Raw genomic sequence first — 12,465 nt, 5'->3', positions numbered from 1 at the left:
TGATCAGCCATTGGCGAGATACTGGCCGCCATTGATGGTCATGACCGCACCGGTCATGAAGCCGGCTGCGTCAGAGGCGAGATAAACCACCGTCTGGGCGATTTCTTCCGGATGACCGAGGCGACCGACCGGAATGTTGGAAACGATCGACTCCAGCACCTTTTCCGGCATGGCGGCAACCATGTCGGTGTTGATGTAGCCCGGGCAGACGCAGTTGACCGTGATGCCCTTGAAGGCGTTCTCCTGCGCGAGCGCCTTGGTGAAGCCGATTACGCCAGCCTTGGCTGCGGAGTAGTTGGTCTGACCCATCTGACCCTTCTGGCCATTGATGGACGAGATGTTGATGATCCGGCCAGACCCGCGTCCGCGCATGCCGTTGATGACCGGCTTGGTCATGGTGAACATGCTGTCGAGGTTGGTGGACATCACCGCCCGCCACTGGTCGAAGTCCATCTTGTGGAACATGCCGTCGCGGGTGATGCCGGCATTGTTGACCAGCACTTCCACCGGACCCAATTCACTTTCCACCTGGGCAATGCCCGCAGCGCAGGCGTCAGGATCGGAAACGTCCCACTTGTAGACGTGGATGCCGGTCTCGGCCTTGAAGGCTTCCGCCTTTTCGGTGTTGCCGGCATAAGTGGCCGCCACTGTGTAGCCAGCGTCCTTCAGGCCCCGCGAAATTGCTTCGCCGATACCGCGCGTGCCACCCGTGACCAATGCGACCTTGCTCATTCCCCTTCCTCCTGACTTCCGGTTTCGGGCCCTTCGGGCCTCGAGGTTTTTGAACGTTCGATTCGTTCAGTCTTCATGGCCGGTGTGAGCCGGCCATGATCTCGCTGTGTTGGGGCGCTTAGCGCTCCAGGCACATGGCGACGCCCATGCCGCCGCCGATGCAGAGCGTTGCGAGGCCTTTCTTGGCATCGCGGCGCTTCATTTCATGCAGCAGGGTGCAGAGAATGCGGGCGCCGGACGCACCGATCGGGTGACCGATCGCGATGGCGCCACCATTGACGTTGACGATCTCCGGATCCCAGCCCATGTCCTTGTTGACGGCGCAGGCCTGTGCGGCAAAGGCTTCGTTGGCCTCGACCAGATCCAGATCGGAGGCCGACCAGCCGGCCTTTTCCAGCGCCTTGCGGGACGCCGGGATCGGACCGGAGCCCATGATCGCGGGGTCGACACCCGCCGTTGCCCAGGAGGCAATGCGCGCCAGCGGGGTCAGGCCGCGTTTCTCGGCTTCGGCTGCGCTCATCACCACGAGGGCGGCGGCGCCGTCATTGATGCCGGACGCGTTGGCCGCGGTGACGGACCCTTCCTTGGTAAAGGCCGGGCGCAGCTTGGCAACGCTTTCAAGAGTGGCGCCGTGGCGGATATACTCGTCGTCCTCGACGACGCGCTCGGACTTGCGTTCCTTGACGGTCACCGGGGTGATTTCGTCCTTGAACTTGCCGGCCTTCTGGGCCGCTTCCGCCTTGTTCTGGGAGGCAACGGCAAACTCGTCCTGCTGCTCGCGGTTGATCTGCCATTTCTCGGCTACGTTCTCGGCGGTCTGGCCCATGTGGTAGCCGTTGAAGGCGTCCCAGAGGCCGTCCTTGATCATGGTGTCGATCATCTTGTAGTCGCCCATCTTGTAGCCGTTGCGCATGTGGGCGGCATGGGTGGAGAGCGACATGTTTTCCTGTCCGCCGGCCATCATCACGGTGGCGTCGCCCGCCTGGATCTGCTGCGCTGCAATAGCAACGGTGCGCAAGCCCGAGCCGCAGACCTGGTTGAGGGTCCATGCCGTGGCGCTGTCGGGAATGCCTGCCTTGATGGCGGCCTGGCGGGCGGGGTTCTGGCCCTGGGCGGCCGTCAGAACCTGACCGAAGACCACCTCATCCACGTCCGCCGCATCGACACCGGCCTGCTCAAGAGCTGCTTTCATGACGATGGCGCCTAGATCATGGGCCGGCATGTTGGCAAAAGAACCATTGAAAGACCCGACCGGCGTGCGGGTCGCGCTGACAATGACGATATCGGTGGAAGCGCTCATCATACTCTCCAGGACTTGAGGTCGATCGACCTTAGTAGACTGGTGCCGCAGGGGCACCTTTGATCCCAATTGATGCAAGGACTAGAAACTGCACCAGCAGGTCGTGTCAACCGTATCAGCCCTTATCAGCGACCTGTTTTCGCATTTGCGGCATTATCCTTTCGTCACTGCACATAAAAAGGGTGGCACGATCCGATACGATTGGCTTAGTCTCATAGTCGGAGGAGATGACAAGTCTGCGAAGGCCTTGTCGTCAAATGGGAAACCAGAGCGGGAGGACGTCCCGTTCATGCCCGAAGGCAAACAGGCGGAATTCACGGATGGCCAAAACCAGCGAGCCGACAATCATCAAGAAATACGCCAACCGGCGGCTCTACAACACGGGCACCAGCACCTATGTCACGCTTGAGGACCTTGCGGTGATGGTGAAGGGGGAGGAAGACTTCGTCGTCTACGACGCCAAGAGCGGTGAGGACATCACCCGCTCCGTCCTGACCCAGATCATTTTTGAACAGGAAGGCAAGGGGCAGAACCTGCTGCCAGTCACCTTTCTGCGCCAGCTGATCCGGTTTTACGGTGACAGCATGCAGGGTCTGGTGCCGAGCTTCCTGGAATATTCCATGACCTCGCTGACCCAGGAGCAGGAAAAGCTGCGCTCGCAAATGAGCGAAGCCTTCGGCGCCACGGCGTTTGAAGCCATAGAGGACCAGGTCAAGCGCAACACCGAAATGTTCGAGCGCGCCATGAAGATGTTCATGCCGTTCCCGACCGGTGAGGGCGGCGTCACGCCCGCGGCGGCCAAGGAAGACAAGGCCGAACCGTCGGATCTGGACAATATGAAGAAGCAGCTCGAAGAGATGCAGAAGAAGATCAACCAGCTGAGCGACAAATCCTGACCGCAGGATCCGCAGCAATTGAGCAAGACGGACACTGACCGACCGGCACCGAAAGGGCCGGTCGTTTGTCTTGAAACTGTCTCTGAGGCTGCTGCCGTCATCGAGGTCTGGTTTCGGGACGAATGGTCGGCCTGGTATGGGCCCGGCGGTCAGGGCGATGCCGGGCGCGATCTGGCAAGATGCCTTCACACCGAATTTCGCCTGCCGCGCTGCCTCGTGGCGCTGAACACCGACGAGTTGCCGGTCGGAACCGTTTCCCTGCGCGATTCTTCCCCGGGTTCGGATCGTTATCCGGGTGCCTGGCTGACTGCGCTGCTGGTGCCCGGGCCGTTTCGGCTGGCCGGCATCGGAACGTCTCTCGTTGCAGCTGCAGAAGCGGAAGCTGCGCGCCTGGGCTTTTCGGAAATACTCTCCTCGACAGCCACCGCGCAGTCGTTGTTTCTGCACCGGAACTGGCAACGGATCGACACGTTCCGATATCCATCCGGAGAACTGGACGTTTTCCGGAAGGCGTTGACGCCTGCACTTGCCAACAACTCGGCCTCGTCCTGAAGAGGACCTGTTGGTCCTCTTCAGGATGGAGGTGGTGCATGAGATTGCGACTGTTCTGCCTCAGCCGCAGTCCGCGACCAGATCCACGGCTTCAATCCCGGCAACGGCGCAGGCCTCGTCATTGTCGGAGGTGTCGCCGGTGATGCCGACAGCGCCGAGGGTCTCTCCGTTTTCATCCTTGATCAGGACGCCGCCGGGAACGGGAACAATGGCACCGCCGGAGACACCGTTCAACGCGTTGACGAAATGCGGACGGCTTTCGGCATTGGCATTGAGCCAGCGGGTGCCGGTGCCGACGGCCAGCGCGCCAACCGCCTTGCCGGTGGCGATCTGCGGCCGCATGATCGACGAGCCGTCCTGCCGTTTCAGAAGCACGGTATGTCCGCCGGCATCGAGGACGGCAACGGTCAGCGGCTTCAACTTCAGGTCGGCGGCCTTTTCCAGTGCGGCGGAAGTGATGGTCTCTGCCGTTGAAAGAGTGAGTTTGCGCATTTCGCCGGTTCTCCTTAAGGTGCTGGCCGTTATCCGGTTTTGCTAGCAGACCAGGCTTTGGCCGCATAGGTGAAAAAGCTGCGAAGCTTCTTCGGCAAAATCGAAAAAGTACTCATTGGGGCAGGAGACATTCAGTGAAGCGCGATTTTCAGGCACCGGGACGGTCGCCGGTTTTTGCACGCGAGGCGGCAGCAGCGACATCCCATCCCCTGGCCACCAGCGCGGCACTGGAAGTTCTGCAGGCCGGCGGAAACGCCGTCGACGCCGCCATTGCTGCGGTTGCCGTTCAATGTGTTGTCGAGCCGCACATGACAGGGATTGGCGGAGACTGTTTCGCCATCGTGATGGAACCGGACGGTCGTCTGACCGGGTTCAACGGCTCCGGCGGTGCACCGCGTGCAGCGACATCGGAAAAACTGGCGCAGCTGGGTGTGAAGGAACTCACCGACACGTCGCCGCATGCGGTTACCGTTCCAGGCGCAGTCCGTGCCTGGGAGACGCTGCACAAGGCGCATGGTTCGGCCGCGTTCAAGTCGCTGTTCAAACGCGCGATCGGCTATGCCCGGGACGGCTTCCCGGTTGCGCCGCGTGTTGCCCGCGACTGGGCCAACAACGAAGCCAAGCTTCGATCGGACCCGGTCTCGGCCGCTCGGTATCTCATCAACGGCGAAGCTCCTGCGGCCGGCACGATCCTGAAATACCCCCATCTGGCAGAGACACTGGAAAAAATCGCGGCAGGCGGCGCCGACGCGTTCTATTCCGGCGCGGTGGCCGCGGATATCGTTGCGGCCCTTCAGGCGCGGGGCGGCTTGATGACGGAAGACGACCTGGCCGCCTGTCACACCACGGCCGTGTCGCCGGTCATGCGGGACTACAAGGGTCATACGATCGCGGAACTGCCACCAAACGGCCAGGGGGTCATTGCGCTCCTCATTCTCGGCATTCTGGAAAGGTTCGACCTGGAAACGCTGGATCCGCTCGGACCTGAGCGGTTCCATCTGGAAATGGAGGCGGCGCGTCTTGCCTATGCGGTCCGTGACCGCTTCGTCACCGATCCCGGCCACATGGATGTCTGCCACACACGGTTGATCGGGTCGGACTATATCGACCAGCTGGCGGCCCAGGTCTCCAGGGAAAAGCGGATGGGCTCTCTGCCGCAAAGTGCGCTCGCGCCGCAAACCGACACGGTCTATCTGTCGGTTGTCGACAAGGACGGTCTGGCGGTCTCGTTCATCAATTCGCTCTTCAGCGACTTTGGCAGCGGTATCGTTGCGCCTGAAAGCGGTGTGCTGCTGCATTGCCGCGGCAAGTCGTTCCGCGTGGAGCCAGGGCATGCCGCCTCGATCGATGGCGGCAAGCGACCCATGCACACGATCATCCCGGCGATGGGCCTGAAAGACGGAGCGCCCTGGCTTACCTTCGGTGTGATGGGCGGGCATTACCAGGCCTGCGGTCACGCCCATTTGCTGACCAGCATCATCGACTACGGCATGGATGTTCAGGCGGCGATCGATTTTCCGCGCATGTTCTTCGATCTCGACACACATGTCCTTCAGGCGGAAAGGCTTGTGCCGCCCTCGACCCTGGACGGGCTGCGCGCGCTCGGGCATGAGGTTGTTTCCGCGCCCGGAGCGATTGGCGGCTCGCAGGCGATCATGATCGACAAGGCGCGGCATCTTTTGACGGCTGGATCGGATCCGCGCAAGGACGGCCATGCGGCGGGCTATTGAACCGGGCAAGGTCTGACCGCGTCAAAATGGTCCTTGAGATCGGGTGCGCCCGGGTGTTCACTGCCCCCGGACGCGCCAACCGAATTCTTTAAGGACATGACATGACCAGACTTTCGCGCCGGGACCTGCTGCTGGGCGGCACGGGCGTGTTGGGCGCATTCACTTTGGGCGGCCTTGTTTCAGCCAAGGCGCAGGCCGCAGACCATTCCCTCACCATCGCCAGTCTTGATCACGGCATCCTGCCGGAAACGGTGACCCAGGGCATGATGAGTTTCGCAGCCGACGGGCCGCCGCCGGTGCTGCGCCTGAAAAGAGGCCAGAAAACTTCGATCGATGTCAGTAACGCGCTGAACGAGGCATCCGTGGTGCATTGGCACGGGCTCCGGATCGCCAACGCAATGGACGGTGTGCCCTATCTGACCCAGCACCCGATCGAGACCGGTCAGTCGTTCCGCTACGAGTTCACACCGCCGGATGCCGGCACCTTCTGGTATCACCCCCATTGCAACACGCTGGAGCAGATGTCCCGTGGCCTGACCGGGATGATGATCGTTGAAGAGGATGAGGATCCGGGATTTGACGAGGATCTGCCGCTCAACATCCGCGACTTCCGTCTGGGTGGAGACGGACAGTTCATCGCGTTCTACAAGGCTCGCAATGCGGCCCGTGGCGGCACGCTCGGCACAGTCTCCACGGTCAACTGGAAAGTCGCGCCAACCTTTGACCTTGCCGCCGGCAGTCTTGTCAGGCTGCGCCTGGCGGTGACCGACATCACGCGGGTCGGAACCTATGAGATCACCGGTGGAGAGGCGCAGGTGATTGCGATTGATTCAAACCCTTTGCCTCGGCCGGTACCGGCAAAGGACCTGATCCTGTCTCCCGGACAGCGTGCCGACATCGCCCTTCGTGTTCCGGACAGAGAAGAAGAACCGGTGACGCTCAGGCTGAAACGTCGCAATGGCGACCGCGACCTGGCAACTTTCCGGCCGAGGGGGCAAAGTCTTCGCCGGGAGTTACGGGAACTCAAGCCGCTGCAGCCGAATCCCGTGCCCGAGGCCGATCTGGCAAATGCGGAAGTGATGGAGTTCGTGTTCGGCTGGTCACCGGAGGGGGATGCGCCGCAGCCGAGCATTTGCGGCACGCTCGGCTATACGTTCTGGTCGATCAACCGCAAGGCCTGGCCGGGCGATCTGCCGGGACCGTTCGATCCGCTGGCAACGCTGAAACTGGGCAAATCCTACATCCTGCGGCTTCGAAACGAGTCGCCCAACGCGCACCCGATCCACCTGCACGGTGTTTCCTTCCGCCTGTTGCAATCAAACAAGCGCAAACTACCGCCGCTGGTGACGGATACTGCCTTGCTTCTGGAAGAGGAAACGCTGGATGTGGCGCTGGTTGCCGACAATCCGGGCGACTGGGCGTTCCATTGCCACGTGATCGAACATCAGAAAACCGGACTGACCGGTTTCCTGAGGATCGAAGCTTAAGGGGAAGGCGTTCTCAAGCGGACAGCATGACCGTGTAGGACCGCTCGTCGCTGTCACCGGCAGCAGAGCGGTACTGCGCATGATGCTGCATGCGTTCCAGATCGGTTTCCAGCGGCAACTGGCGGCTGGCAAGGAGCTGGGTCGCGTATTCGGCATGGGCCCCCGCAGACAGATCGCGCTGCAGTTCGGCGGCCGCGATATGGGCTGGCATCAGGTCATGATCGGAAAAGCTGCTTGCTGCGCCGGCAAAAAGGTCCGGATTGGGAACGTATTCGGCAACCGGCTTCTGGCGGATGCGCAGGGCAGGAACGGCGGAAACGGGGTTTACTCGCATTGTCTTCAATCTCCGTGGCGGGCCAGTCCGTGGCCAATCTGGTCGGAGGTCCGGGGAGTCCGGATCTGTTTTTCAATATAGGACTTCCCGCAACGAAAAAATGTGACGCGCGTCACACTTTGGCGGGTCACGGGCCCGCTAGCGGAATACAGTTCTATTCCTTGTAGATACCATCAAGGATTTGATCCTGTTGTTTAACGCAATTTCTACGAGTGCAGGGTTTGATGGGCAGGACACATTCTGGGCGCTCGCTTGCCGCGAGTTCGCTGTTGCGGTCAGACCAATCTGGAGTCTGAATGACGGAGAAATTCGACAAACCGGAGCTTTATCGGAAGCTCGGAATCCCCGTCCGCGAATATGAGGGTGATACCGGGTTCAGCCCTGAAAAGGCGTTTACTGCGCTCAAGGACTATTTCGAAACGCTGGACTATGACGACCTCTTCCAGAACAACTGGGGAAGGGGCGCAGATGAAACTGTGCTTTCGCTGTTCGACTGGACCAAACTCGGGGCGATGGAACTCGTCGAACTTGCCCCGACAGTGCACGAAGCGATTGTCTATTTGCGACAAGCAACACGCGCCGGCCCCTATGAGGAAAAAGACACCAGACTGTTCGAGGAGCGCAAGCGGCGAATAGAGTTTTGGTCTGATGTTGCGATTGACAGCCTGCCGGTGCCAGCCTGCGCGCGCTTTCATCACGAGCTTTACCAAGACATTTTCGCGCCTGAAAACTTCCACTGCGTTCTGAAATGCGTCGGCATTGGGTTGAGACATTTTGTGTCAGAGCCTGAAGCCTTCGATCTTGTTCGCCATTTTATTGAAAACTTCGTCAGGATTTCTGCGGGATGCGATCAAAACCGGACTTATTGGTACGGTCGGGATGTTTCTCGCTACCTGAAAGATCTGTACGCTCAGCAGGTGCCGGGGATCTGGCCCCTTTTGCGCGATTTCTGGTGCGGTATGGCAATGCTCAGCGATGAGCGAGAATTTCTGAAAGTGTGGGAGCTTTGCGCGCAAGAACCCGACCGGTATGCGATCGGTGAAGCTGCACTTTCGAAACTCATAAATTCCGACAAACCGCTCAAAATAGACATCACAATTGCTGATTTCTATCTGCAGACGTGCTCGGACAGGGTTGAGGTCGAGGCGCTGCATGCGCTTACGATTCACGTAAATGACCAGGTCAGACGGCGCGGTTTCTTTTGGCTGACGGAGTTGTTCAGGGATCGGCCGTCAACATTTGAAGCTGTGATGGAAACCGCAAGGCGGGATCCGGATGCCAAGCGACGTCAATATGCCTTTCGGCTGGCGTTTTTTCATTACTTCGACTCTCCCGATCATGTCGCCCGACTTGTCGAAGTTGCCTGGTCTGACAAAGAGAACCTGGCGTTCAACAAGAGTGTCCTCGTCGGAGAAGACAATGGAAGCATCTTGCCGTCTTTTGAGATGGGACGGATCTTGGGCATCGCTTCCAGGGGAACCCCCATTCGCCGTGCAAGGATGTTTCAAAAAGCCTGCTGGAAGGCAGGGGTCGATCCCGGCGTGAAAATCGTCGAAAGCCCGCGTCGGGCCCTGATGGAAGCGATAGACAACATGTTGGACAGCAGTCTGTCCAAAAAAACCATTCGCCGAATATCGTACAAGATGATGAGTGCCGGTGAGCGAAAATTTTTGAATGAAGTGCCGCACTATCAGGCATTCAGCAAAGACCATCAGGACCGATTGAAGGGCGTGTCGCGGAGAAACGCGGAAGCGATCGAGGCCTGGCTGGAAATCGCATGGGAAGATGCACTGCTGCGCTTCGGCTATGGCAAAATGGCATCGAACATGACCGAAATAGCCTTTAAGCACCTTCTGCCGGATGACAGATCCGAGCCAGCGGAGCGGCTCAGGGCCCATTTTGAGCTGTCCCGCACGCTTTCCAACCGTGTTTTTGATGTTGTTCACGGCAACGCGGCGCTCGAAAATCGCCAGCAAAGCAACAGTTCCTTCTATTCCGAAATTGCCGAGCGCGCCTTTTTCCTGTTGCAGGAAGGACGAGCAGAGACCGTCGAAGCCGCCATTAGGTGCGGGATAGAAGATGCGGTGGACGCTGATAGCAAGCGTAAGTTCCAGCCGCGTTTGCCGTAATTGCAATTTTCACCCTGGCAAAAAGAACCCGGGGCAGAGCCCCGGGCCAGTGGTATCCAGTGGTACATCTGGAAACTTGAAAATCTTCAGCGCTCGGTCTTGAGCAGATGGCCCGTGGCCCGGCGGCGCGGAAGGGCAGCAACGGCGCGGTAGCTGTTGGCGCCGTTCAAAGTGTCGCTCGGCAAGGGTGCGCCAGCCTGGATGTCGTAGTCGCGGGTCGCGATCAGATGCGCCAGGAAAACGGAATTCGGGCGATAGCGGGTGCTGAATGCCTCCTGGTCGCGTTCCAGAGCGGGGCGTTCCGGCACCGGCAGATGCGCGGCAAAGCTGGCCTGGCGTTCGGTTTCCGTCTCTCCCACAGAGGGACGTTTCCGCCTCACATTGGCACGACCTGCCGAACTGACCGGGTTCACTCGCACGTATTTCCGCCTCATTGTTTCAAAATGGCACGCTTGTTGGCGCCTTTCCTGAAACCTCGCAATCACCATGCCAATATAGGTATGCGTTAACCTTTTGTCCGCAGAAATCCTCGATTTCGTGGTCACAAAAGTTAACAGGTTGGTGCGAAGCCGGACAATTTCAGTGGGAAACGGGGATAAGTGTTGAAACCTGGAGCGGGGTTTTGTCGCGAATTGTTCCAGTACCTTTGCAAATCCGGGAATGCGTTCCGCATCGTTGCAAATTGGTGAAATCCACCATCAAAGCGCCACGCTTCAGTCACGTGGAGACCGGAATCAGACTTTACCGGTTCGCTCTTGTCCCTTCAAAGTCGACCGGAGACCAGAATGCGCCCGACTGCCATTGCCCTTTGTCTTGCCCTGACCGTGGTTGCGGCGGAAACGCGCGCCGAACCGGTTGTACCAGCCAGCTTGCAGGGAGAGTGGACCACCGATTGTCTGCCGATCGGAAGGGCGGGCAGGCACGGCATGATCACCCGACTTGTGGTGGACGGCAGCGGGCAGATGTCGGCCTGGAGCCAGGTCTTTGCCAGCAATGCCTGCCGTGAGCCGACAGTGCAGGCACAGTACCGGTCTCAACTTCTGGAGCTGCAGGAAGACCCGGAAGCCCTGCGAATAACGCACAGGATCGAGTCGATCCTTCTCAAGACAAACAGGGACGAGGTCACCGCGGTCTATAATGATCCTGAAACGGCTGCAGGATGCGGTCTGACAGGGTGGCAAACCCATATCGCCCGGCCGGTGGATGGCCGGAGTTGTTCGGTCTTTGATTTGCCCGAGGCCGGAGAGACCTTGCTGGATCGCGTATGGGTCGACGGAAACGGTGTCGCTTTCGGCGCCTATCCGCTCAAATGGTCCGTCAGGACCGAGGACGATCTTGCGAAGGTGCCAAGCGCCGTCCGTTTCTATCGAACCGGGTACTAGGGTCCTGACCCTGGAGGTACAAGGCTCTTCGGCAGACTTGAACCTGTTATCAGCTCTTCGGCTGCACCGGCAGCTGGAAATCGGCCGCTTGAAGTTTGCCGTTGCGCAAAAGGAACTGAAGGGACAGGGCAACGGACATGGCATCGTCGAGCGCATCATGATGGCGCCTGCCGTTGCCCTTGATGCCGAAATAGTCGGCCAATTGTCCACTGGAAGTCTTCTGGAGGTCCTCCAGGGGTACGCCCGCATTGAATGCAAGGGCGATGGCGTTTCCGAACCGAGTGGCCGCAAGAGCCGGCTTGAGGCCGGCGAGGTAACAGCTGATACCGTAGAGATAGAGTTCGTCCTTGCCCCAGGACCAGAGGGTTCCCTCGCCGGCAAAATGTTCGAAGCGGGTCAACGCCTCGGCACGTGACACGCTCTCGCGGTCCATGGCCGCCTGTTCGATCCCCGTCAGCTGGGTGAAAAACGGGTCCAGCGCGACCTTGTTGCCAAATCTGTCCGTGGAGGCGATCAGGACCTGGAACTCGTCCTGGATTTCGAACCCCGTCTCCAGTGACAGCTTGACAGCGCCGATCTGGGCTACCGCGGGATCTGGGTCAAACGGACCACCCCAAAGGCGTGTGATGGCGCCAGGCGCTGTCAAAAACTCGCAATCGAAGATGATGGCATGCGTCATTGAGAGACCCCGGTTCCGGTGATGCTTGGCGCTCGCCCCCTGTCTAGCAGGAAAGGCACGGGCGGCGGACTGAAACGCAAAAAAAACGCGGCCCGAAGACCGCGTTTTCAAGACAATTGTTCAAACCGGCTCAGGCAGCCAGTGCGCCCTGCGCCTTGTCGACCAGAGCCTTGAAGGCGTCCGGCTGATTGATGGCGAGGTCGGACAGAACCTTGCGGTCGACTTCGATACCGGCCTTGTTGAGGCCGTTGATGAAGTTGCCGTAGGTCATGCCGTGCTGGCGGGTCGCCGCATTGATGCGCTGGATCCAGAGCGAACGGAAGTTGCGCTTCTTGGCCTTGCGGTCGCGGTAAGCGTACTGAGCTGCCTTTTCGACAGCCTGCTTGGCGACGCGGATGGTGTTCTTGCGGCGGCCGTAATAACCTTTTGCGGCCTTCAGAACTTTCTTGTGACGAGCGTGGGCGGTTACGCCCCGTTTGACGCGTGACATTTAGGTGATCTCCTTCGGGGCTGGCGTTAGGCGTAAGGCAGGAACTGCTTCACGATCTTTGCATCCTGGTCGCTCAGCGTGGTGGTGCCACGGGCGTTGCGGATGAACTTGTTCGTGCGCTTGATCATGCCATGACGCTTGCCGGCCTGCGCGGTTTTCACCTTGCCGGTCGCAGTCACTTTGAAGCGCTTTTTGGCGCCGGACTTCGTCTTCAGCTTGGGCATTTTGCATCCTTTCCTTGGTGCGTCCGCGATAAAGCAGC

14 protein-coding genes are annotated in these 12,465 nt (G+C 59.7%); 6 read left to right on the top strand and 8 right to left on the bottom strand.

Going from position 1 to position 12,465, the window contains the following annotated elements; all coding sequences use genetic code 11:
• Positions 1 to 3: 3 nt before the first annotated feature.
• On the bottom strand, positions 4 to 732 hold the full coding sequence (phbB, locus tag CHH27_RS18850; protein WP_094072953.1) for an acetoacetyl-CoA reductase: 729 nt from the start codon (positions 730 to 732) through the stop codon (positions 4 to 6).
• A 118-nt stretch (positions 733 to 850) separates the two neighbouring features.
• Positions 851 to 2,032: an acetyl-CoA C-acetyltransferase gene (locus CHH27_RS18845; protein WP_094074863.1), complete on the bottom strand. Its 1,182-nt coding sequence runs from the start codon at positions 2,030 to 2,032 to the stop codon at positions 851 to 853.
• Between the two features lie 320 nt (positions 2,033 to 2,352).
• Here CHH27_RS18845 and phaR point away from each other — a divergent pair, with 320 nt between their 5' ends.
• Positions 2,353 to 2,928 carry a polyhydroxyalkanoate synthesis repressor PhaR gene (gene phaR / locus CHH27_RS18840; protein WP_094072952.1) on the top strand — a complete coding sequence of 192 codons (576 nt, stop codon included), beginning with the start codon at positions 2,353 to 2,355 and terminating at the stop codon, positions 2,926 to 2,928.
• Positions 2,929 to 2,946: 18 nt separating this feature from the next.
• Positions 2,947 to 3,480 (top strand): GNAT family N-acetyltransferase, encoded by a 534-nt coding sequence (locus CHH27_RS18835; RefSeq protein ID WP_094072951.1) that lies wholly within the window; start codon positions 2,947 to 2,949, stop codon positions 3,478 to 3,480.
• A gap of 60 nt (positions 3,481 to 3,540) precedes the next feature.
• On the opposite strand, the gene CHH27_RS18830 is transcribed toward CHH27_RS18835, so the two are convergent.
• A complete protein-coding gene (locus CHH27_RS18830) occupies positions 3,541 to 3,972 on the bottom strand; it encodes a heme-binding protein (RefSeq protein ID WP_094072950.1) in 432 nt (143 codons plus the stop codon).
• Positions 3,973 to 4,106: 134 nt separating this feature from the next.
• Here CHH27_RS18830 and ggt point away from each other — a divergent pair, with 134 nt between their 5' ends.
• Both ggt and CHH27_RS18820 read left to right on the top strand, forming a co-directional pair.
• A complete protein-coding gene (gene ggt / locus CHH27_RS18825; RefSeq protein WP_094072949.1) occupies positions 4,107 to 5,702 on the top strand; it encodes a gamma-glutamyltransferase in 1,596 nt (531 codons plus the stop codon).
• Between the two features lie 101 nt (positions 5,703 to 5,803).
• The gene (locus CHH27_RS18820) at positions 5,804 to 7,189 is read left to right on the top strand and encodes a multicopper oxidase family protein (RefSeq protein WP_094072948.1); all 1,386 of its coding nucleotides are present in this window, start codon (positions 5,804 to 5,806) and stop codon (positions 7,187 to 7,189) included.
• 13 nt (positions 7,190 to 7,202) lie between these two features.
• On the opposite strand, the gene CHH27_RS18815 is transcribed toward CHH27_RS18820, so the two are convergent.
• Positions 7,203 to 7,523, bottom strand: coding sequence for a hypothetical protein (locus tag CHH27_RS18815; RefSeq protein ID WP_094072947.1), 321 nt, complete (start codon positions 7,521 to 7,523; stop codon positions 7,203 to 7,205).
• A gap of 296 nt (positions 7,524 to 7,819) precedes the next feature.
• Here CHH27_RS18815 and CHH27_RS18810 point away from each other — a divergent pair, with 296 nt between their 5' ends.
• Positions 7,820 to 9,652: a hypothetical protein gene (locus tag CHH27_RS18810; protein WP_094072946.1), complete on the top strand. Its 1,833-nt coding sequence runs from the start codon at positions 7,820 to 7,822 to the stop codon at positions 9,650 to 9,652.
• A gap of 86 nt (positions 9,653 to 9,738) precedes the next feature.
• On the opposite strand, the gene CHH27_RS18805 is transcribed toward CHH27_RS18810, so the two are convergent.
• Entirely contained in the window at positions 9,739 to 10,011 is a 273-nt protein-coding gene (locus CHH27_RS18805) for a hypothetical protein (protein WP_094074862.1), read from the bottom strand.
• Between the two features lie 426 nt (positions 10,012 to 10,437).
• Between CHH27_RS18805 and CHH27_RS18800 the strand changes: the two genes are divergently transcribed.
• Complete coding sequence (locus CHH27_RS18800) at positions 10,438 to 11,034, top strand: hypothetical protein (RefSeq protein ID WP_094072945.1); 597 nt, start codon at positions 10,438 to 10,440, stop codon at positions 11,032 to 11,034.
• 49 nt (positions 11,035 to 11,083) lie between these two features.
• On the opposite strand, the gene CHH27_RS18795 is transcribed toward CHH27_RS18800, so the two are convergent.
• The 3 genes from CHH27_RS18795 to rpmI form a co-directional block, all read right to left on the bottom strand.
• Positions 11,084 to 11,713: a 3'-5' exonuclease gene (locus tag CHH27_RS18795; RefSeq protein ID WP_094072944.1), complete on the bottom strand. Its 630-nt coding sequence runs from the start codon at positions 11,711 to 11,713 to the stop codon at positions 11,084 to 11,086.
• A 130-nt stretch (positions 11,714 to 11,843) separates the two neighbouring features.
• Positions 11,844 to 12,203 carry a 50S ribosomal protein L20 gene (gene rplT, locus CHH27_RS18790; protein ID WP_094072943.1) on the bottom strand — a complete coding sequence of 120 codons (360 nt, stop codon included), beginning with the start codon at positions 12,201 to 12,203 and terminating at the stop codon, positions 11,844 to 11,846.
• A gap of 26 nt (positions 12,204 to 12,229) precedes the next feature.
• Positions 12,230 to 12,427 carry a 50S ribosomal protein L35 gene (gene rpmI, locus CHH27_RS18785; protein WP_023002610.1) on the bottom strand — a complete coding sequence of 66 codons (198 nt, stop codon included), beginning with the start codon at positions 12,425 to 12,427 and terminating at the stop codon, positions 12,230 to 12,232.
• Between the last annotated feature and the right edge of the window lie 38 nt (positions 12,428 to 12,465).

This window comes from Labrenzia sp. VG12 (assembly GCF_002237595.1).
Taxonomy (GTDB): Bacteria; Pseudomonadota; Alphaproteobacteria; order Rhizobiales; family Stappiaceae; genus Roseibium.
Note: the sequence above shows the minus strand (reverse complement) of the source record. Positions and strands in the feature narration are given on the sequence as shown.

Excerpts from the sequence above, each read along its gene's own strand:
- CHH27_RS18830 (WP_094072950.1), bottom strand. The coding sequence starts at position 3,972 with ATGCGCAAACTCACTCTTTCAACGGCAGAGACCATCACTTCCGCCGCA.
- rpmI (WP_023002610.1), bottom strand. The coding sequence starts at position 12,427 with ATGCCCAAGCTGAAGACGAAGTCCGGCGCCAAAAAGCGCTTCAAAGTG.
- CHH27_RS18815 (WP_094072947.1), bottom strand. The coding sequence starts at position 7,523 with ATGCGAGTAAACCCCGTTTCCGCCGTTCCTGCCCTGCGCATCCGCCAG.
- CHH27_RS18845 (WP_094074863.1), bottom strand. The coding sequence starts at position 2,032 with ATGAGCGCTTCCACCGATATCGTCATTGTCAGCGCGACCCGCACGCCG.
- phaR (WP_094072952.1), top strand. The coding sequence starts at position 2,353 with ATGGCCAAAACCAGCGAGCCGACAATCATCAAGAAATACGCCAACCGG.
- phbB (WP_094072953.1), bottom strand. The coding sequence starts at position 732 with ATGAGCAAGGTCGCATTGGTCACGGGTGGCACGCGCGGTATCGGCGAA.
- CHH27_RS18820 (WP_094072948.1), top strand. The coding sequence starts at position 5,804 with ATGACCAGACTTTCGCGCCGGGACCTGCTGCTGGGCGGCACGGGCGTG.
- CHH27_RS18810 (WP_094072946.1), top strand. The coding sequence starts at position 7,820 with ATGACGGAGAAATTCGACAAACCGGAGCTTTATCGGAAGCTCGGAATC.
- rplT (WP_094072943.1), bottom strand. The coding sequence starts at position 12,203 with ATGTCACGCGTCAAACGGGGCGTAACCGCCCACGCTCGTCACAAGAAA.
- CHH27_RS18800 (WP_094072945.1), top strand. The coding sequence starts at position 10,438 with ATGCGCCCGACTGCCATTGCCCTTTGTCTTGCCCTGACCGTGGTTGCG.
- CHH27_RS18795 (WP_094072944.1), bottom strand. The coding sequence starts at position 11,713 with ATGACGCATGCCATCATCTTCGATTGCGAGTTTTTGACAGCGCCTGGC.